Origin of the sequence: Methylobacterium iners, assembly GCF_022179305.1 — a bacterium.
GTDB lineage: Bacteria > Pseudomonadota > Alphaproteobacteria > Rhizobiales > Beijerinckiaceae > Methylobacterium > Methylobacterium iners.
Map to the genome: position 1 here is coordinate 57,558 of NZ_BPQP01000004.1, position 20,086 is coordinate 77,643.

A 20,086-nucleotide genomic window follows, 5' to 3' on the forward strand; every position below is an offset into this window, starting at 1 on the left:
AGATCACCTCACCGCATCTCTTCCGGCGCGGTGACGCCCAGGACCGAGAGGCCGGAGGCGATCACGCCTCGCAGAGCCTCGACGAGGGCCAAGCGAGCCCGCGTTGAATTTCGGTCAACGGGATTAATAAACCGTAATTGCGGCAGGTCTTTGCCCTTGTTCCAGAAACCATGCAGTGACGCGGCCAGCTCGTAGAGGTAGAACGCGACGCGGTGCGGCTCGTGCGCGGCAGCCGCGGTCTCGATCACGCGCGGATATTGCGCGATGAGGCGCATCATCTCCGTCTCTCCGGGATCGCTCAGGAGCGCGAAGTCGGCGTCCTGCAACAGGGCCCCCCGCGAAAAATCCTCGGCCGGCATCGCCTCGCGGCCCTGGCGGAACACCGACACGCAGCGGGCATGGGCATACTGGACGTAGAAGACCGGGTTGTCCTTCGATTGCTCGACGACCTTGGCGAGGTCGAAGTCCAGGGTCGCGTCGTTCTTGCGGTAGAGCATCATAAAGCGGACCGGGTCGCGTCCGACCTCGTCGACGACCTCGCGCAGGGTCACGAACTCGCCCGCCCGCTTCGACATCTTTACGGGCTCGCCCGCGCGCAGGAGCCGGACGAGCTGGCACAGCTTCACGTCGAGGCTCGCCCCGCCGTCGCTGACGGCCTTCACGGCAGCCTGCATGCGCTTGACGTAGCCGCCATGATCGGCCCCGAGCACGTCGATGAGCTCGGTCGCGCCCCGCTGGATCTTGTCGCGGTGATAGGCGATGTCGGAGGCGAAGTAGGTGTAGCCGCCGTCCGATTTCAGGAGCGGCCGATCGGTGTCGTCGCCAAACTCCATGGTGCGGAACAGGGTCTGCTCGCGGTCCTCCCAATCCTCGGACGCCTGCCCCTTCGGCGGAGGGAGGCGCCCCTCGTAGACGAGCCCGCGCTCGCGCAGCGCCGCGAGCAGGGCCGGCAGCGCGGGCTGCAGGGTGCGCTCGGAGAAGAACACGTCGTGATGGATGCCGAGACGCGCGAGGTCGGCGCGGATCAGGTCCATCATCATCGCGATAGCCGTCTCGCGCACCAGAGGCAGCCACTCGGCCTCCGGCACGGCGAGCAGGGTGCGCCCATGCGTCTGCGCCAGCGCCTCGCCCACCGGCACGAGGTAGTCGCCGGGATAGAGCCCTTCGGGAACGCTCCCGACGGTTTCGCCCAGGGCCTCGCGGTAGCGCAGGTGGGCCGAGCGGGCGAGCACGTCGACCTGGGCCCCGGCATCGTTGACGTAGTATTCGCGGGTCACGTCCCGGCCGGCCAGAACCAGGAGGTTGGCCAGGGCGTCACCGAACACCGCGCCGCGCCCATGGCCGACATGCATCGGCCCGGTCGGGTTCGCCGAGACGTACTCGATATTGACCTTGCCGCCCGGCATGCGCGCCCGTCCGTAGGCCTCACCCTCCGTCAAGACCGCGCGCAGGACGTCGTGGAAGGTGTCGGGCGCGAGCCGCAGGTTGATGAAGCCCGGCCCCGCGACGCTCGCCTCGACGACGCGTGGGTCCCCCCGCAGCTCCGCCGCCAGCGCCTCGCCCAGCGCCTTGGGGTTGGTGCGCGCCTCCTTGGCGAGCACCAGCGCCGCGTTGGTCGCGAGGTCGCCATGGCTGGCATCTCGCGGCGGCTCGACCACCACGCGGCTCAGGTCGAGACCGTCGGGCAGGTGTCCGGAGCGCACGAGGGCGCCGAGCGCCTCGCGGACGCGGGCCTCGAACAGGGCGAAGATGTTCATGACTCGGTGAGAATCCGCTAGGGCCGGTCACGCGGGGACCGGCCGTTGTCGTAAGGCCGCGGCATAGCAAGGGCAGGCGTAGGTGTCACGGTTCGAGCGTGCCGGACGGCCGTCGTACGGATCGGAGGAGATGAGCCGTCTCACGGCTCCGCCAGAGGCAGGCCGAGACTGCCGGGGTTCCAGTGCAGGTCCGGTGTGGTGGGATAAAGCCCACGGTGGGCGAGCACGGCGTAGGTGTCGGTCATGCCCGCGATGTAGTCGGCGACGCGACGCGCGATCCGGTCCGCGCCGGCCCCTTCCAAGCCGGCATGCCATTCCGGAGGCATCGCCGAGGGATTGGCGATGAAGACCGAGAACAGATCGAACACAATGGTGTTGGCCTTCGCCCGCACGGCCATGACGCCCGGGTGGCGGTACATGCGTGCGTAGAGGAAGGTCTTGATCGCCGCGTCCGCCGCGACGATCGCCGGTGAGAAGGCGATCACCGGCGCCTCGGCTCGCCTCACGGCAGAGACATCGGCGGGCGCCACGCGGTCGATCCGGCGCGTGCTCTCCGCGATGACGTCCTCGACGAAGCGGGTGATGACCCGGCGTGCCAGCTCGTGGATCTTCCGGGAATCCTCGAGCCCGGGATAGAGCGCGTCGATTTCATCGAGCAGGCCGGTGAGGAACGCGACCTCGCGGAGGTCGGCGAGATCGAACAGCCCCGCGCGCAGGCCGTCGTCGAGATCGTGTGAATCGTAGGCGATGTCGTCGGCCAGCGCCGCGGCCTGGGCCTCCGGTCCGGCGAAGCAGGCAAGTTGAAGGGGGTGCAGGGCGTCGTATTCCAGGATCGCGCCGGGGATGCCGCGCTTGGCATAGCGCGGCGTGGGCGCGCCCTCCCCGGTGAGCAGCGGCCCATTGTGCTTCACGAGCCCCTCGAGGGTCTCCCAGGCGAGGTTGAGCCCGTCGAAGCCGGCGTAGCGGCGCTCGAGGCGGGTCACGATCCGCAAGGCCTGGGCGTTGTGGTCGAAGCCGCCGTGCTCGCTCATGCAGGCGTCGAGCGCGTCCTCGCCCGTATGGCCGAACGGCGTGTGGCCGAGATCGTGCGAGAGGGCGAGCGCCTCCGCCAGGTCCTCATCGAGCCCGAGCGCCCTGGCGAGCGCCCGCGCGATCTGGCTGACTTCGAGGGAATGCGTGAGCCGCGTGCGGTAGTGATCGCTCTCATGATGCACGAAGACCTGGGTCTTGTGCTTCAGGCGCCGAAAGGCGGTGGAGTGGATGATGCGGTCGCGGTCGCGCTGGAAGTCGCTGCGCGTCGGCGAGACGGCCTCGGGGATCAGCCGCCCGCGGGTCTCGGCCGGATCCGTGGCGTAGGGCGCCCGCCATCGCTCTCCGCGCCGTTCCCCCGTGTGCCGCACGTCACCATCCAGACCAACCGCCGCGTTGCGGCGCGACATCGAGGATCATATCTTGGGCGCGGCCGCCGTCCCGGCAATCGATGCCGGGCGACCGCCCACGGATATCGACGAGAGCGAACGATGGCCGACATCACCCTGACGCCGCGCGCGGCGAAGCGCATCAACGAGATCATGGGCGGCGAGCCGCCCGGCGCCTCCCTGCGCATCAGCGTCAACGGCGGGGGCTGCTCGGGCTTCTCCTACGCCTTCGATATCGAGCGCGCGCGGGCCGGTGACGATGTGGCGATCGAGCGCGACGGAGCCACGGTGCTCGTCGACCCCGTGTCGCTCGAGTACATGAATGGCTCGACGATCGACTTCGTCAACGACCTGATCGGCCAGTCCTTCAAGATCGAGAACCCGCAGGCGACCGCCTCCTGCGGCTGTGGAACCTCCTTCTCGCTCTGAGCACGGGCCAGATTGCCTCGCTCGCGAAACTGCGGCACGGATGCGCGTCCGTTCCGACAGCACCCTGCCCGCGCTTCCGCCAGCGATCCGGATAAGCTCATGACCCGCTTCTGGGGCCGCCGTCTCCTCAGGCCGACGGCCTGCGTGCTCGCCATCTGCCTCGGTGCAGGACCGGAGGGCGGCCCGCGATCCGCATTGGCGCAGGAGGCCGCCTCCGCCGTTCAGGACGTCACGCTTCAGGACGTGGCTCTCACGCTCGGCGAGACCGTGTTGAGGGCGCCGCGGGTGACGGTGAGCGGCACGCGACTCTCGAAGGACGACCTGATCGCCCTGTTGCGAGGGAGCGGACCGACCGCGGCCGCCCGGCTCGCCAGGCTGGACGCCGCGAGCCTGAACATCCCCGAGTTACGGGCCGAGAATGCGGGGCCGGGCGGCACGCGTCAGGTGATCCTCTATCGCGACGTCGTGGCCAAGGACGTGCGGGCCGGACGGATCGCGGAGCTCGTTGGCGCGGGCGCTACCATCACCGTCGAGGGCGGTCCGCGCACCGGCACGGGCACCTACGGCCGCATCCAGGCGACCGACCTCGATCTCACGGCGCTCGCCCGCCTCTACGGCGAACCGGGCGACGGCAAGGGCGCGGTGCAGCGGGTCTACGGGACGTTCGCAATCGCCGAGGTCGCCTATGTCGACGAGGGCGGCACCGCGGTGAAGCTCGCCAGGCTCGAGGGTAAGGATTTTGGGGGTCGGCAGATCCCGAGTTCCTGGACGGGCGCGATGCAGGCCTTCTCCGGCGTCGATCTCGAGAAGGCGCCTCCGGCCGAGCGCGCCCGGGTCACCGGCCTGGCCGCCGACCTGTTCGAGGCCGTGTCCGTGGGTACGCTCGAGGCGACGGGCCTGAGCGTCCAGGAGACCAAGGGCGACGCGCCGTTCGATCTCGGGATCGCGCGCATGAGCTACACGGGCTCCGGAGCCAGCCTCGAAGAGGTCGCATTCTCGGGCGCCGGTGCACGGACCCGGATCGGGCGGCTCTCGCTGACCGACTTCTCGCTCGGTCCGACCATCGCCGCCCTGCGCAAGTTCTCCGCCGCCGTCGCCAATCCGTCACAGGACGACTTGCGGCGGCTGACGCCAGCCCTGGGCACCCTGGCGCTGCAGGACATGAGCATCGACCTGCCCGCCGAGCAGCCGGTGAAGGGACGTCCGCCGGAGCCCGCCGCCCATCTGGGTGTGCGCAGCGCCTCGATGACCTTCGGGCCGCCCCGTGATGGCGTGCCGACCGCAAGCCGCCTCAGCCTGTCCGGCCTCACCTTGCCGGCGTCCACGGTGGCGGGCGTGCCTGGCCTCGGCTCGCTGGGCCTCTACGGATATCGCGACCTCGATCTCAACCTCGTCGCGGACACCTCCTGGGACGAGGGCACCCGGGAGCTCAGCGTCCGGGAGATCTCCCTCTCCGGCAAGGACATGGGGAGCCTGCGCCTGAACGGAACTGTCGGCGGCATCGGTCCGGAGGTCTTCGATCCGAACGCCGCCGTCTCCGGCTACGCCATGCTCTCGGCGACCGCCAAGGCGCTCGATCTGACCATCGAGAACGGTGGCCTCTTCGAACGCTTCATCGCCGCGCAGTCGAAAGTGCTGAGCTTGAAGCCCGAGGAGCTGACCCAGGAATACGTCACCGCCACGGCCTTCGGCGTGCCGGCGATTCTCGGGAATTCCGCGGCGGCGAAGGCGATCGGGACGGCCATGGCCCAGTTCGTGGCGAAGCCCGGCCGTCTCTCGCTGAGCGCGCGGCCGAAGAACGGCAACGGCCTCGGTGTCATCGATTTCAGCGCGGCCCCGACGCCCGGCGCCGTTCTCGACCGGCTGGAGATCAACGCGAAGGCAAATTAGGCGACGCGCTCAGGCGAGCTCGCGGACGACGACCCGTCCGCCCTGCGCCGAGAGGGCTAGGCGGCCGGCCTTGAGAGCGAGCGCCTTCTCGCCGAACAGAGTCCGGCGCCAGCCGTGCAACACCGGCACGTCGGCCGCGTCGTCCTCGGCGATCGCCTCGAGATCGTCCACGGTCGCGATGATTTTGGGCGCCACGCGCTCCTCTTCGCAGACGGCCTTGAGCAGGACCTTCAGGAGCTCGACCAACGCCCCGTTCCCGCCGCGCCCGCCGCGGCTGCGCTCCGGTGCCGCAATCTCGGCGAGCTCGCGTTCGAAGCCACGCTCCACGGCGGCGAGGATCTCCGCGCCGGTGCGCGAGCGCTCGAAACCGGCCGGGATCGAGCGGAGCCGCCCCAACGCCTCGACGCTTCGGGGTGCGGAGGAGGCCACGTCGATCACCGCCTCGTCCTTGAGGATGCGCCCGCGCGGCACGTTGCGGGCCTGGGCCTCCCGCTCGCGCCAAGCCGCGACCTCCATGAGCACGGCGATCTCGCGCGGCTTGCGCATCCGCCCGGCCAGCCGGCGCCAGGCCTGGGCCGGGTCCGCCCGATAGGTCTCGGGCGAGGTGAGGACGCTCATCTCCTCGTCGAGCCACTCGCCCCGATCCGTTCTGAGCAGCTGGCCGGCCAAGACCTCGTAGATCGTGACGAGGTGGGTGACGTCGGAGAGCGCGTAGGCGAGCTGCGCTTCCGAGAGCGGCCGGCGCGACCAGTCGGTGAAGCGGGAGGACTTGTCGATCTTGGCCTTGGCGACGTCGTTGGTCAGCTGCTCGTATGACACCGAGTCACCGTAGCCGCAGACCATCGCAGCCACCTGCGTGTCGAAGAAGGGCTGCGGCAGCAGGCCGCCCAAGAGCCAGATGATCTCGAGGTCCTGCCGCGCGGAGTGGAAGACCTTGACGACACCCTCATCCGCCATGAGGCCGAAGAACGGCTTGAGATCGATCTCAGGCGCGAGCGGATCGACAAGGACGCCCGACCCATCGGGGCCCGCCATCTGGATGAGGCAGAGCTTGGGATAGTAGGTCGTCTCCCGCATGAACTCCGTGTCGACGGTCACGAAGGGCTGGGCGGCGAAGCGGTCGCAGGCCTCGGCGAGGGCCGGCGTGGTGGTGATGAGATCCATGACAGCCGGCTATATCGAAGGTTGCCGCCTCAGGCGAGGTCGGAAGCCGACGCGATCGTGCGCTCTCCACTTCCGCGAAGAGGCGTGATGCTTCGGGCGGCCCCCGGGACGGGGTCGCCCTGCATTCCGGATACTGCGATCAGGCCGCCCGCGCCGCGCCCTTCACCTTGCGGCGACGAGCGACCCGCTCGCGTCTCTGCGCCTCGGCACGGCCGAGCAGCCAGTCGAGGATCCCGGTCTCGACGCGCTCGGGTCCGGCGGTGAGGCGCCGGATGCGATCGGCCCGGAAGCCCCGGTAGCCGCCGCGCGCCCGGTCGATGCCGCCGATGAGCGTGCGCCCCGGCCCGAGCTTGAGCTCGCGCGCATCGAGAAAACGGGTGCTCCAGAGCCCGCGAGAGTCCTCGTAGACGATCTCGAACGCGCCCTCGATCGGCAACACCCGCCAGGCACCCTCCTGGCGCTCTGCGGGCAGGTTGCCCGCAGAGTCCAGCTCGGCTGGAAGTGGGAAAAAAGCATGCTGGTTCATGGTAGTTATATGGGAATCGGCCCCCGATTCCGAAAGGCTTGGAACGTCTCGTACCAGGGGTTTTGCAGGCCCGGCGCCCCCGGCCTCGCCTTGACTTAGGGCGCCCCGCGTGAATGGTGCCGGCCTCAACCCTCAGAGCCGGTCATGCATCGTTATCGAACCCACACCTGCGGGGCGCTCCGCCCGTCCGACGTCGGCGCGAGCATCCGCCTGTCCGGCTGGTGTCACCGCATCCGCGATCATGGCGGCGTGCTCTTCATCGACCTGCGCGACCATTACGGCCTGACGCAATGCGTGGTCGATTCCGACTCCAAGGCCTTCAAGGCGGCCGAGACGGCCCGCTCGGAATGGGTCATCCGCATCGACGGCCGGGTGCGCACACGCCCTGCCGGCACGGAGAACGCCGAGCTGCCGACGGGCGCGGTGGAGGTCTATATCGACGACCTCGAAGTGCTGGGGCCCGCCGGCGAGCTCCCGGTGCCCGTCTTCGGCGACCAGGAATACCCGGAGGAGACCCGCCTCAAGTACCGCTTCCTCGATCTGCGCCGCGAGAAGCTGCACGCCAACATCATGAAGCGCGGCGCGATCATCGACAGCCTGCGCCGGCGCATGCGCGAGGGCGGGTTCTTCGAGTTCCAGACCCCGATCCTGACGGCCTCCTCGCCGGAGGGCGCCCGCGACTACCTCGTCCCGTCGCGCGTGCATCCGGGCAAGTTCTACGCGCTGCCGCAGGCGCCGCAGCAGTTCAAGCAGCTCACGATGATCGCGGGCTTTGACCGCTACTTCCAGATCGCCCCCTGTTTTCGCGATGAAGATGCGCGGGCGGATCGTAGCCCAGGCGAGTTCTACCAGCTCGACATCGAGATGAGCTTCGTCACGCAGGAGGACGTCTTCCAGGCCGTCGAGCCGGTCCTGCGCTCCGTGTTCGAGGAATTCGCCGACGGCAAGCGCGTCACCCGCACCTTCCCGCGCATTCCCTATGCCGAGGCGATGCTGAAATACGGCGTCGACAAGCCGGATCTGCGCAACCCGCTCGTCATCGCCGACGTGACCGACGAGTTCGGCCGCGACGAGGTCGCGTTCAAGGCCTTCAAGGGCGTGATTGCCTCAGGCGGCGTCGTGCGCGCCATCCCGGCGACCGGGGCTGCCGGCCAGTCCCGCTCCTTCTTCGACAAGCTGAACGATTGGGCGCGCTCGGAAGGCGCGCCGGGCCTCGGCTACATCGTCTTCGAGGACGAGGGCGGCACGCTCACCGGCAAGGGGCCGATCGCGAAGTTCATTCCGGCCGAGGTCCAGGCGCTGATCGCCGAGAAGACCGGGACCAAGGCCGGCGATGCCGTGTTCTTCTCCGCCGGCACCGAGGCCAAGGCCGCTGCGCTCGCCGGCAAGGCGCGCATCAGAATCGCAGACGAGCTGAACCTGAGCGATAAGGACCAGTTCGCCTTCTGCTGGATCACCGACTTCCCGATGTACGAGTGGAACGAGGACGAGAAGCGGATCGACTTCTCGCACAACCCGTTCTCGATGCCGAACTACGACCGCGACGAGTTCCTGGCGCTCGACCCGAGCGAGTCGGAGAAGATCCTCGGCATCAAGGCGTTCCAGTACGACATCGTCTGCAACGGCACCGAGCTGTCCTCGGGCGCGATCCGCAACCATCGTCCCGACGTGATGGAGAAGGCCTTCGGCATCGCCGGCTACGGTGTGGAGGTCCTGGAGGAGAAGTTCGGCGGCATGCTGAACGCGCTCAAGGTCGGCGCCCCCCCGCACGGCGGCATCGCGCCGGGGATCGACCGCATCGTCATGCTTCTCTGCGGCGAGCAGAACCTGCGAGAGGTCGTGCTCTTCCCGATGAACCAGCGCGCCGAGGACCTGATGATGGGCGCGCCGGCGGAAGCGACTCCCAAGCAGCTCCGCGAACTCCACATCCGCCTGAACCTCCCCGAGAAGCAGGGCTGAGCGCGGGCGCCACGCTCCCGGGCGTGGCGTCGCGCCAACCCGGACGAACGCCACCGATGCCGAGCCTCGTCGCGATCGTCGTGACCCATGACAGCGCCGAGGCTCTCCCGGCCTGCCTCGCCGCGCTCGCGGCCGAGCATGTCCCGGCGCTGGTCGTCGACAATGCGAGCCGGGACGACTCGGCCGTCATCGCCGAGGCGGCCGGTGCGCAGGTTCTTCGCAATCCCCGCAACGAGGGCTACGGCCGGGCCAACAACATCGGCGTGCGCGCGGCGGGACGGGCGGGGCGGGTGCTGATCCTGAACCCCGACGTCGTCCTGCGGCCAGGCGCCGTCGACGCCCTGCTGGCGGCAGCGCAGGCCTATCCGGAGGCGGCTCTCCTGGCGCCCCGCCTCGTCGAACCGGACGGGCGCCTGTTCTACCAGCCGCGCTCGCTGCTCGCGCCTTACCTGACCAACCCGAGCGGCCGGCGCGCTCTGCCCGAGGGCGACGCCTGCGCGCCCTTCCTTTCCGGGGCCTGCTTGATGATCGCCCGCGACTTCTTCCTGGAGATGGGCGGCTTCGACGAAAACATCTTCCTGTTCTACGAGGACGACGATTTCTGCCGGCGCGTCGCGGAGACCGGTCGCGCCCTCGTCCACGTCCACGGCGCGGTGGCGAGCCACGGACGCGGACGCTCGTCCTCGCCCCTTCCCGGCCGGACCTTCCGGACCCGCTGGCACCAGGCCTGGTCGCGCGCCTACGTCTCCCGCAAGTACGGCCTGCCGGACCCGAGCCCCGCCATGCTCGCGGTGAACGCGCCCAAGGCCCTGCTCGCGCCCTTGAGCCTCCGCCGGGCGCAGATCGAGCGCTATGCCGGCTCGGCGGCCGGCGCGTTGGCGGCCATGCGGGGTCGGACGGCCCTCGCCCGCGAGGGTCTCGCATGAGCACGCCGACCGTCGCCGCCGCCCTGGCACGCCCGCGGAACGGCTTCGGAGCGATCCGCCTCGCCCTGGCGGTCGCGGTCGTGCTCTCGCACGCCTTCAGCGTGACGACCGGGAATGCGCTCGACGAGCCGCTGATGCGGGCGACCGGGTTCACCCTCGGCGAGCACGCGGTGAACGGCTTCTTTGCGGTCTCCGGCTTCCTGGTGACCATGAGCCTGGAGCGGCGCGGCGCGCGCGATTACGTCCTCGCGCGGGTCCTGCGGATCCTTCCCGGCCTCGTCGCGGCGGTGCTCGCGACCGCCCTGCTGCTCGGGCCGGCGATGACGGCCGTGCCGCTCGCCGAGTACCTCGCCGACCCCGCCCTCTGGCGCGTCATCCGCGACACGCTGACGACCTTCAAGAGCAACACGGCCCTTCCCGGCGTCTTCTCCGAGAACCCCTACCGCAGCCCGCTCGGGACCGTCTGGACGCTGAAATACGAGGTGCTGTGCTACCTCGGGGTGCTCGCCTTCGGCCTGGCGGGCGGCCTGCGGCGAGTGCCGGCGCTGATCCTGGTCGCCGGCCTGATCCTCGCGCTTGCGCTCACCGACCTCCTGCACCAGGCCATGCCGAAGGGGCTCGAGACGGCGCTGCGGCTGCCGCTCATCTTCGCGGCGGGTGCGGCGCTCTACCTGTGGCGCGACACGATCCGGCTCTCCGGCCTGCCGCTGGCGGCCCTTGCTCTGGCGGCCGTCCTCCTCCACGGCCTGCCACTCTACCGCCCCGCGCTGTTCCTGGCGGAGGCCTACGGCGCCATCTGGCTCGGCCTGTCGCCCTGGCTGGCGAGATCCGCCTTCGATCCTCGGGCGGACCTCTCCTACGGGATTTATCTTTACGGCTGGCCGATTCAGCAGGCGCTGCATGCCCTCCTCCCCGGTCTCGCGCCGCTCATGCTCCTCGGGCCCTCTCTGCTCCTGACCGGGCTCGTCGCGGCAGCGTCCTGGTACGGGGTCGAGAAGCCGGCGCTCGGACTCAAGGCGCGGGTGATGGGCCGGAGCGGGATGAAGACCGCGACGACATCCCCGTGACCGCGCCCCTGAGACCGGCCGCGGCGCTGGCCCGCGCCGTCGCCCTACTCACCGAGCGGGGATTTTCGGAAGTCATCCGGGAGGGACGCAGCGAGTCGGTCTACCTGAAACCGGAGGCCTGCAGCTTCACCCTACGGGTCTCGAACCACGCGCGTCGGCCCCGGCAGCGGCGCACGCATCCGGAAGTGCTGACGAGCCTCGTCGTCACGGATCCGAAAAATCCGGCGCAGATCGAAGCGATGGTCGAGATCGCCCTGCGGAATTTCGAAGCGGCGCGCAGGGCGCGTGAGGGCTGACCTCGTGTCAGAGCCTGTCAGCCCTGTTCTACGTCCCGGAAATACGGCTCGACCGGCCCCTTCAGCTTCACCGTCATCGGGTTGCCGGCGCGGTCGAGGGTCTTGCCGGCGCTGAGGCGGACCCAGCCCTCGCTGACGCAATATTCCTCGACATTGGTCTTCTCGACGCCCTTGAAGCGGATGCCGATCCCACGGGCGAGAAGGGCCTCGTCGTAGAACGGGCTGTTCGGGTTCGCCGCGAGGCGGTCGGGAGGCGTGTCGGACATCGGTCTGGACCTGAGCGGAAGAGTGGTGCGGGTACGGGATTCAGGGGCCGTTCGCAACGCCACCGGCCCGGATCGCCCGCACGGCGTCGATCAATCCCTCCGCGTCGGGCGCCTCGAGGGCTGGAACAAGGCGGGTCACCATCGCCGGTTCGAGGTCCCACCAGCGGGTCTCCAATAGGCCGGCCACAATCTCGGGGCTGAAGCGCCGCCGCACGATCCGGCCTGGGTTGCCCGCGACCACCGCGTAGTCGGGGACGTCCCGGGTCACGACCGCGTGTGCGGCGATGACGGCGCCGTGCCCGATCGTAACACCGGACAGGATCAGGCAGCCGGAGCCGAGCCAGACATCGTTGCCGATCGTCACGTCGCCGCGCGAGGCGTGATAATCCTGCGATGCCTGCGCTTCTGGCCAGAGGCCGGCCATGGCCGCGAACGGGTAGGTCGAGACCCAATCGAGGCGGTGATCGCCGCCGAGCAGGATCTCGACCTTGTCCGCGATGGAGCAGTATCGCCCGATCGTCAGTCGCCGGCCGGATTCCGGGAAGCGGACCTTGGGCCGCCCGTAGGAATAGGCGCCGATGTCGAAGCCGTAGCGCCGCGTCAGGCCGGCGAGGTGAATGCGGGTCTCATTGTGCGGGTTGCGCCCACTCCGCAGCCGGTGCAACAGAGCTTTCAACCGGCGCAGTCCGGCGTAGGGCGGCTCTCGGCCGCCGACGCGAGGCGACGCGCAAGCCAGGGAGTGAACGGCATGGGCGACAACATGTCCGACGATCTCAAGTCCGGTGCGCTCGTCTATCACCGGCTGCCGCGCCCCGGAAAGCTCGAGATCCAGGCCACCAAGCCGCTCGGCAACCAGCGCGACCTGGCGCTCGCCTATTCCCCTGGCGTGGCCGCCGCCTGCATGGCGATCCACGAGGATCCGCAGGAAGCCGCGACGCTGACCATCCGTCAGAACCTCGTCGCGGTGCTCACCAACGGCACGGCGGTGCTGGGCCTCGGCGATATCGGCCCGCTCGCCTCCAAGCCCGTGATGGAGGGCAAGGCTGTCCTGTTCAAGAAATTCGCCGGCATCGACGTGTTCGACATCGAGGTCGATCAGCACGATGTCGACAGGCTCGTCGATGTGGTCTGCGCCCTGGAGCCGACCTTCGGCGGCATCAATCTCGAGGACATCAAGGCGCCCGAGTGCTTCGAGGTCGAGGAGCGCTGCCGGGCGCGGATGAACATCCCGGTCTTCCACGACGACCAGCACGGCACCGCGATCATCGTGGCGGCCGCGATCCTCAACGCGCTGGAACTCGCCGGCAAGAACCTCGCGGACGTCCGCATCGTCACCTCGGGCGCGGGCGCGGCGGCCCTGGCCTGCCTCAACCTGCTGGTGTCGCTCGGCGCCACCCGGGAGAACATCACCGTCACCGACATCAAGGGCGTGGTCTACAAGGGCCGCCCCGAGCTGATGGACCGGTGGAAGGAGGTCTACGCGCAGGAGACCGAGGCCCGGACGCTGGCCGAGGTCATTCCGGGGGCCGACGTATTCATCGGCCTCTCGGCCGGCGGCGTGCTGAAGCCGGAATACCTCGAGCGGATGGCCGACAAGCCGCTGATCATGGCGCTCGCCAATCCCTACCCCGAGATCATGCCCGACCTCGCGCAGGAGAAGCGGCCCGATGCGATGATCTGCACCGGGCGCTCGGACTTCCCGAACCAGGTCAACAACGTCCTGTGCTTCCCCTACATCTTCCGCGGTGCGCTCGATGTGGGCGCCACCAGCATCAACGAGGAGATGAAGAAGGCGGCGGTCAAGGCGATCGCGGCCCTCGCGCGCGAGACGCCTTCGGACGTGGTCGCCCGCGCTTATGGCGGCGAGGCGCGACCCTTCGGCCCGCGCTCGCTGATCCCGAGCCCCTTCGATCCGCGCCTCATCCTGCGCATCGCCCCGGCGGTCGCGCAGGCGGCCATGGATTCGGGCGTCGCCGGCCGGCCGCTCGAGAACATCCACGCCTACGCCGATTCGCTCGACCGCTTCGTCCACCGCTCCGGCTTCATTATGAAGCCAATCTTCTCGAAGGCGAAGGAGAACCCGAAGCGCGTCATCTATTCCGAGGGCGAGGACGAGCGCGTCCTGCGGGCGATCCAGGCCATCGTCGAGGACAAGGTCGCCCGGCCGATCCTGGTGGGGCGCCCCCGGGTGATCGAGACGCGGATCAAGCGGTTCGGCCTGTCGGTCCGCCAGGGCGAGGATTTCGACCTCATCGATCCCGAGGACGATCCGCGCTACCGCGACTACGTCGCCAGCTATCTCGAGATCGCGGGCCGGCGCGGCATCACCCCCGACGCGGCGCGCACGCTGGTCCGCACCAACAACACGGTGATCGGCGCGATCGCGGTGCGGCGGGGTGAGGCCGATGCCCTGATCTGCGGGCTCGAGGGCCGGTTCGAGTCGCGGTTGAGAGCCATCCGCGACGTGATCGGGCTCGCGCCGGGCGTGCTCGACTTCGCGGCGATGAGCCTCATCGTCACCAAGAAGGGCGCCTTCTTCCTCGCCGACACCCATGTTCGCGCCGATCCGAGCGCCGAGGAGATCGCCGACGTGGCGGTGGCCTGCGCCGAGCACGTCTCCCGCTTCGGGCTGACGCCGAAGATCGCGCTGCTCAGCCATTCCGATTTCGGGCAGTCGGATTCGCGCTCGGCCGTCAAGATGCGCAGCGCCCTCTCGCTGATCCAGGCGCGGTCGCCGGCCCTTCAGGTGGATGGCGAGATGCAGGCCGATTCCGCCCTCTCGGAGCTGATCCGCGACCGGGTCCTTCCGGGCTCGCGCCTGAAGGGATCGGCCAACGTGCTGGTCTTCCCGAACCTCGACGCCGCGAACATCGCCTTTCAGTTCGCCAAGGTCCTCGCGGACGCGCTTCCCGTTGGCCCCCTGCTGATCGGCCCGGCCAAGCCCGCCCACATCCTGTCGCCCTCGGTGACGGCGCGCGGGATCGTGAACGTGACGGCCGCGGCCGTGGTCGAGGCGCAGGCGGCCGACGTTCTCACCACCCCGCCGGCCGAGCCGGGCGCTGCGCTGACCACCGCCTGATCCTCCCGCGGAAACGACAACGGCCCCTGACGCGTGTCAGGGGCCGCTGCGTCGCGTCTACCGGGAAGATCAGGCCCGGCGCACGGTCTCCTGCGTACGCAGGCCCGGTGCGACGGTGCCGAGGCGGCCCCCGAAGAACGCCGCGATCGCGCCGAGGATGAGCGCCAGCGCCGCGTAGAGGGCGCCCTGCGACGCCGCCGAGCGGGTCGCTTCGGCCGCCTCCGCCGCCTTCTGCTTTCCGTCGGCGAGGGCCTGCGTGTATTGCTTCTGGTAGTCCTGGATCTGGGTCCGCGCCTGGTCGACCGGGATCCCCTGCGCCTTGGCGAGGGCATCGGCGGCCTTGGCCTCGGCACCGGCCTTCTGCGCCTGGTCGCCGGTCAGGGCCGCGCGGATGGCGCTGGCCGCTGCGTCACGCAGGGCGGCGGGGTCCTGTCCGCCGCTGGACTGGCGGACCTGTGTCTCGATGCCGCTCAGCGGGTCCGAAAGCTTCGTCAGCGAGGGAGCCGCCGCCTGCGCCGCCGTCTGCACGGTCCCGCCGATCGCCTGCCCCGCGCTACCCAGCGTGCTGCTGATCGTGTTGAAGGCGCCGCCGACGAGCCCGCCCGCCGCGGAGGTCAGCAAGTAGACGATGAGAAGTGTGGTCACCGCCCAGGCGACCAGGCCGTGATAGCCGGCCGTGGAGGCCACCGGCCTGCCGGACAGCCGCCCGGCCAGGAAGCCGCCCGCGAGCGAGGCGAGGATGCCGGAGATCACCCACCACAGGCCCGCGCCCAGGGAGATCGAGCTCGCGGCCGGCGTATCGTTCCCCGTCGGGTTGAGGGTTGCGAGCCCGACCCCGAGACCGATCATGTTGAGGATGAGCTGGACCACGAGCGCCGCGACGGCACCCGCGAGGATGGCGCCCCAGGAGACCTGATGAAGGTCGGCGGCGCGGGATTCGAGCGCCGAACCCGTCTCGACGACGGGGTGAAGGGTGGTTGATGTGGCCACGGCAGGAACTCCTTACGACGATGCGCCGGTCTCATGATGCGTGTTCGGCAGGGCGGCGGTGACACGCTTTGCGGGACCGCATCCGTGGGATGCGTCGTGCGTCACCCGCTTCTGGTCTCGAACCGTTGTCTCCGGCTCGATCGTGCCTCAAACACGAACGCTCAACGTGCGCAGCGGGAAATTGTTCTGCGATTTATCTTCTAAAATAATGTCCTAGTCGGAATTATCGCTTCGTTAGCAAAACGAGACCGGCTCGATAGACCAAGTCCAGCTTGCGGCGATCCGAGGAATCAGCAGTCCGTTATTGATGGTTCAGACGATCTCGACGCGTCCGTCGAGGCCGATGATGCGGCCGAGGCCGCGAACGCGGTTGAGGAGGCGCTCGCCCGCGAGCGCGTCCCAGGCCGCGGGGATCTGCAAGACGACGCGGCCGTCTTGCGCGATGACGGGCATGCGGGGCAGCGTGCCCGCCATGCCGGCGGAGACGGGGAAGGCGACGCGCAACAGGCCGCCGAGCAGGCGGGCGCGCTCGAAGAGGCGCGGCCCGACGAGGCCCCGGAGCATCGGGCTCGCCCGCTCGGGCGCGACGCCCTCGTGGCGGAAATAGACCGCCAGCGCGAGGTAGGCGCGACCGGGATGGTCGGTCCCGACAAAGGCGGCGTGTGTGATCACGTTGACGCTCTGGTCGCCGCGATAATCGGGGTGCGCCCGCCAGCCGATGTCGGAGAGCAGGCAGGCGGCGTGACGCAGGCGCCGCTCGTCGGCGGTCTCGGGACCGTCGAGGGTTTCGACGAAGCGGTCCGTCCAGGCGATGAGCTCCTCGCCGTGCCCGGGCGAGCGGGCGCGCAGCGCGTTCAGCTCCCTGGCCGCGACGAGGAGGGGGTCGGCGGCGCGGACCTCCCGATCCAGCCGCTCGTAGAGGAGCCCCTCGCGCACGCCGCTCGCCGAGATCGCGATCTCGCGGGGGCGCCCGAACCGGATGATCTCTTCCAGCACCAGGGCGCCGTAGGCCAGGAGCGGCCGGCGCGCCTCCGAGATGCTCTCGACGTCGGTGAGCAGCGCCGCGTCGGTGTTCTCGACGACCTGCAGGAAGTTGAGCTCGTCGGAAGGCTCGATGCTGTAGCCGTGCATGACGTGAAGCGGGTAGCCGCGCGCGGCCTGGTGCAGGCGGGCCAGCGCCCGCCAGGTTCCGCCGACCGCGTAGAAGCTGCGGCCGCGCAGGGTCTGCAGTTGGGGCTCGGCCCGCTTCAGGTGCTCGCGGACGATCTTGAGCGCCTTCTTGGTCGAGCCGCCGGAGAGGTCCTGGAGCGCGAGGCCGCCGAGCGGCATGGTCACGCCCTGCCCCATCGTCGCGCCGCGGACGTCGACGAGTTCGAGGGAGCCCCCGCCGAGATCGCCGACGACGCCGTCGGGCGCGTGGAAGCCGGAGACCACGCCTAGCGCCGACAGTTCCGCCTCGCGCCGGCCCGACAGAAGCTCGATCGGGTGGCCGCAGGCCGTCTCGGCCGCCGCCAGGAAGGCCGGCCCGTTCTCCGCGTCGCGGGAAGCGGCCGTCGCGAGCACGAAGACGTGGGCCGTCTGCATGATGTCGCAGAGCACCCGGAATCGCGCCAGCGCCGCCAGAGCGCGCCGCACCGCCTCCTCGTTCAGCCGCCCCGTCGTGAGGACGTTGCGTCCGAGGCCGCAGAGCACCTTCTCGTTGTAGATCGGGGTCGGCGCCCGGGTGAGCCCGTCATAGGCGACGAGCCGGACCGAGTTCGAGCCGATGTCGATGATCGCCACCGGCGCGGCGCCGGCCGGCTTCGAGTCAGCGCGGAAGAGGCCCATCCAGGGTCCTTTTGAAGGTCGGTCAGCTGCGCTGCGCTCGGCGGCTCAACGCGCGTGGGCTCGACTTCTTGGACGACTTGCCACGCCCGGAGAGGCTCGGATTCGTCATGAAATACTTGTGCGCGTTGAAGGCCTCCTCGCCGCCCACCGGCTGGATCCGCTCGCTCGCACCGGACGCCAGTACACGCCAGCTCTGGCGGTTGTCGAGGAGGTTGGCCAGCATGATCTGGTCGAGAACCTGCTGGTGCACGGTCTGATTGGTGATCGGCAGAAGCGCCTCGACCCGGCGGTCGAGGTTCCGGCTCATCAGGTCGGCGGACGAGATGTAGACCGTCGCCTTCGGGTGGGGCAGGCCGTAGCCGTTGCCGAAGGCATAGACCCGGCCGTGCTCCAGGAAGCGGCCGACGATGGACTTCACGCGGATGCCCTCCGACAGGCCCGGGATGCCGGGGCGCAGGCAGCAGATGCCGCGCACCACGCAATCGATCTGCGCGCCGGCGCAGGAGGCGTCGTAGAGCGCATCGATGATGGCCTGGTCGACGAGGGAGTTGCACTTGATCCAGATCGCGGCCGGCCGCCCGGCCTGGGCATGCGCGACCTCCGCGGCGATGTTCTCGAGGAGCCGCGCCTTCGCGGTCAGCGGCGAGACCGACATGCGCTCCAGCTCGGCCGGTTCGGCGTAGCCGGTGATGAAGTTGAAGATCCGCGAGACGTCGCGGGCCACCGCCGGATCGGCCGTGAAGAAGGACAGGTCCGTGTAGATGCGCGCGGTGATCGGGTGATAGTTGCCCGTGCCGACATGACAGTAGCTCACGAGCCGGTCGCCCTCGCGGCGCACCACCATCGAGAGCTTGGCGTGGGTCTTCAGCTCGATGAAGCCGAACACCACCTGCGCGCCGGCCTTCTCCAGGTCGCGCGCCCAGCGGATATTGGCCTCCTCGTCGAAGCGCGCCTTCAGCTCGACGAGGGCGGTCACCGACTTGCCGGCTTCCGCCGCCTCGGCCAGCGCCGCGACGATCGGCGAGTTCGAGGAGGTGCGATAGAGGGTCTGCTTGATCGCCACCACGTTCGGGTCGCGGGCGGCCTGGGTCAGGAACTGCACCACCGAATCGAAGGATTCGTAGGGGTGGTGGACGATGAAGTCCTTCTGCCGGATCGCCGCGAAGACGTCGCCGCCGCTCTCACGGATGCGCTCGGGGAAGCGCGGATTGTAGGGTTTGAATTTCAGGTCCGGCCGGTCGATCCCGACGATCTGGGAGAGCTCGTTGAGCGCGAGCATCCCGTCGACCACGAAGACCGCGTCCGCACCGATCTCCAGCTCGTCGGCCACGAAGGCGCGAAGGTCCTCCGGCATGCCGCCCTCGACCTCGAGCCGGATCACCACGCCGCGGCGGCGCTGCTTCAGCGCGCTCTCGAAATGCAGGACGAGGTCCTCAGCCTCCTCCTCGATCTCGAGATCGGAATCGCGAATGACCCGGAAGGCGCCCTGCCCCTTCAGGAAGTAGCCGGGAAACAGGCGCGTGGTGAACATCACGATCACCTGCTCGATCGCGATGAACCGGGCCGTCGCGTCGCCCGTGATCTCCGGCAGGCGCACGAAGCGCTCGACCACCGCGGGCAGGCGGATCAGGGCGCGCAGCGTCCGGCCGTCGCGGGGCCGCACCATGATCAGGGCGACCGTCGCGCCGAGGTTCGGGATGAAGGGAAACGGATGCGCCGGGTCGATGGCGAGCGGCGTCAGCACGGGGAAGACGTGGGACAGGAAGTAGTCCTCGAGCCAGGCGGCATGCTCGGGCCGGAGTCCCGCCGGTTCCACGAGCTCGATTCCTACGCCTTGGAGCTCGACCCGCAGCTCGCGCCAGCGCTGCTGCTGGTCGAGGGCCAGCCGCGAGACCTCCGTCCCGATGCGGCTCAGCTGCTCGGCGGGCGTCAGCCCGTCCTGCGAGGGCTGAACCAGCCCGGCGCGGACCTGGTCGTGCAGGCCGGCTACGCGGACCATGAAGAACTCGTCGAGGTTGTTCGCCGAGATGGAGAGAAAGCGGAGCTGTTCGAGGAGCGGGTGGCTGGTGTTCGAGGCTTCCTCGAGAACGCGGTGGTTGAACTGCAGCCAGGAGAGCTCACGGTTCACGAACCGCTCCGGCGAATGGCGGAGGGATTGCCCGGCCTCCAGCACCGGCTCGCGGGCGGGATCGTCGAGCGGCGCCGGAGCGGAGACTTCCGGCTTCTGAGACGCACTCTCCTCGGGCTGCGCCTTGGCCACGGCGCGCCTCGCGGGCGGGCGCCGGGGAGCGCGAGGCCGGGTCGCTGCGGAGGCCTTGCGCGCGGTTCGGGTCCTGGGCGTACCGGCTGCGGCAGGGCGGGCGGAGGGCTCCTGGCCGGCGTCATCACGTGCCGGTGGGCTGTCCGTGTCCCGGGCGATCGCGTCCGCTTCCATCTCCGCCAAAGACCATCTCCTCTGCTCGCCAAGGGGCGGCGTCCTAGCACGCCTCGAC

Annotated in this window: 16 protein-coding genes; 7 read left to right on the top strand and 9 right to left on the bottom strand. The window is 69.6% G+C overall.

From position 1 onward, the window contains the following. Nucleotides 1-8: 8 nt before the first annotated feature. Both argS and MFF55_RS01265 read right to left on the bottom strand, forming a co-directional pair. Entirely contained in the window at nt 9-1,757 is a 1,749-nt protein-coding gene (gene argS, locus MFF55_RS01260) for an arginine--tRNA ligase (RefSeq protein ID WP_238242270.1), read from the bottom strand. A 140-nt stretch (nt 1,758-1,897) separates the two neighbouring features. Then, nucleotides 1,898-3,196 carry a deoxyguanosinetriphosphate triphosphohydrolase gene (locus MFF55_RS01265; protein ID WP_238242271.1) on the bottom strand — a complete coding sequence of 433 codons (1,299 nt, stop codon included), beginning with the start codon at nt 3,194-3,196 and terminating at the stop codon, nt 1,898-1,900. Between the two features lie 81 nt (nt 3,197-3,277). On the opposite strand from MFF55_RS01265, the gene MFF55_RS01270 reads away from it, so the two are divergent. Together MFF55_RS01270 and MFF55_RS01275 are read left to right on the top strand one after the other, a co-directional pair. Continuing rightward, complete coding sequence (locus MFF55_RS01270; RefSeq protein WP_238242272.1) at nt 3,278-3,604, top strand: HesB/IscA family protein; 327 nt, start codon at nt 3,278-3,280, stop codon at nt 3,602-3,604. Between the two features lie 99 nt (nt 3,605-3,703). After that, nucleotides 3,704-5,494: an aq_1923 C-terminal domain gene (locus MFF55_RS01275; protein ID WP_238242273.1), complete on the top strand. Its 1,791-nt coding sequence runs from the start codon at nt 3,704-3,706 to the stop codon at nt 5,492-5,494. Between the two features lie 9 nt (nt 5,495-5,503). Here MFF55_RS01275 and rnd read toward each other — a convergent pair whose 3' ends face one another. Together rnd and MFF55_RS01285 are read right to left on the bottom strand one after the other, a co-directional pair. Further along, nucleotides 5,504-6,658 (bottom strand): ribonuclease D, encoded by a 1,155-nt coding sequence (gene rnd, locus MFF55_RS01280; RefSeq protein WP_238242274.1) that lies wholly within the window; start codon nt 6,656-6,658, stop codon nt 5,504-5,506. A gap of 139 nt (nt 6,659-6,797) precedes the next feature. After that, the gene (locus MFF55_RS01285) at nt 6,798-7,184 is read right to left on the bottom strand and encodes a hypothetical protein (RefSeq protein ID WP_238242275.1); all 387 of its coding nucleotides are present in this window, start codon (nt 7,182-7,184) and stop codon (nt 6,798-6,800) included. 144 nt (nt 7,185-7,328) lie between these two features. On the opposite strand from MFF55_RS01285, the gene aspS reads away from it, so the two are divergent. The 4 genes from aspS to MFF55_RS01305 are packed head-to-tail and all read left to right on the top strand — an operon-like array spanning nt 7,329 to nt 11,432. Next, on the top strand, nt 7,329-9,143 hold the full coding sequence (gene aspS, locus MFF55_RS01290; protein WP_238242276.1) for an aspartate--tRNA ligase: 1,815 nt from the start codon (nt 7,329-7,331) through the stop codon (nt 9,141-9,143). A gap of 56 nt (nt 9,144-9,199) precedes the next feature. After that, nucleotides 9,200-10,069, top strand: coding sequence for a glycosyltransferase (locus tag MFF55_RS01295; protein WP_238242277.1), 870 nt, complete (start codon nt 9,200-9,202; stop codon nt 10,067-10,069). Then, nucleotides 10,066-11,136, top strand: a complete 1,071-nt coding sequence (locus tag MFF55_RS01300; protein WP_238242278.1) for an acyltransferase family protein — start codon at nt 10,066-10,068, stop codon at nt 11,134-11,136. The genes MFF55_RS01295 and MFF55_RS01300 overlap by 4 nt, the downstream gene beginning before the upstream one ends. Further along, nucleotides 11,133-11,432: a hypothetical protein gene (locus MFF55_RS01305; RefSeq protein ID WP_238242279.1), complete on the top strand. Its 300-nt coding sequence runs from the start codon at nt 11,133-11,135 to the stop codon at nt 11,430-11,432. The genes MFF55_RS01300 and MFF55_RS01305 overlap by 4 nt, the downstream gene beginning before the upstream one ends. Before the next feature lie 17 nt (nt 11,433-11,449). Here the strand turns inward: MFF55_RS01305 and MFF55_RS01310 are convergent, their stop codons facing one another. Both MFF55_RS01310 and MFF55_RS01315 read right to left on the bottom strand, forming a co-directional pair. Then, entirely contained in the window at nt 11,450-11,698 is a 249-nt protein-coding gene (locus MFF55_RS01310) for a DUF3297 family protein (protein WP_238242280.1), read from the bottom strand. Between the two features lie 40 nt (nt 11,699-11,738). Continuing rightward, complete coding sequence (locus tag MFF55_RS01315; RefSeq protein WP_238242353.1) at nt 11,739-12,362, bottom strand: CatB-related O-acetyltransferase; 624 nt, start codon at nt 12,360-12,362, stop codon at nt 11,739-11,741. 84 nt (nt 12,363-12,446) lie between these two features. Between MFF55_RS01315 and MFF55_RS01320 the strand changes: the two genes are divergently transcribed. Beyond that, entirely contained in the window at nt 12,447-14,777 is a 2,331-nt protein-coding gene (locus MFF55_RS01320) for an NADP-dependent malic enzyme (RefSeq protein WP_238242281.1), read from the top strand. A gap of 69 nt (nt 14,778-14,846) precedes the next feature. On the opposite strand, the gene MFF55_RS01325 is transcribed toward MFF55_RS01320, so the two are convergent. The 3 genes from MFF55_RS01325 to MFF55_RS01335 all read right to left on the bottom strand — a co-directional run bounded on the left by MFF55_RS01325 (nt 14,847) and on the right by MFF55_RS01335 (nt 20,028). Next, nucleotides 14,847-15,767: a PhnA-like protein gene (locus tag MFF55_RS01325; protein WP_238242282.1), complete on the bottom strand. Its 921-nt coding sequence runs from the start codon at nt 15,765-15,767 to the stop codon at nt 14,847-14,849. Nucleotides 15,768-16,079: 312 nt separating this feature from the next. Continuing rightward, a complete protein-coding gene (ppx, locus tag MFF55_RS01330) occupies nt 16,080-17,594 on the bottom strand; it encodes an exopolyphosphatase (RefSeq protein WP_238242283.1) in 1,515 nt (504 codons plus the stop codon). A 22-nt stretch (nt 17,595-17,616) separates the two neighbouring features. After that, nucleotides 17,617-20,028 (bottom strand): RNA degradosome polyphosphate kinase, encoded by a 2,412-nt coding sequence (locus tag MFF55_RS01335; RefSeq protein ID WP_373874690.1) that lies wholly within the window; start codon nt 20,026-20,028, stop codon nt 17,617-17,619. Nucleotides 20,029-20,086: the final 58 nt, after the last annotated feature.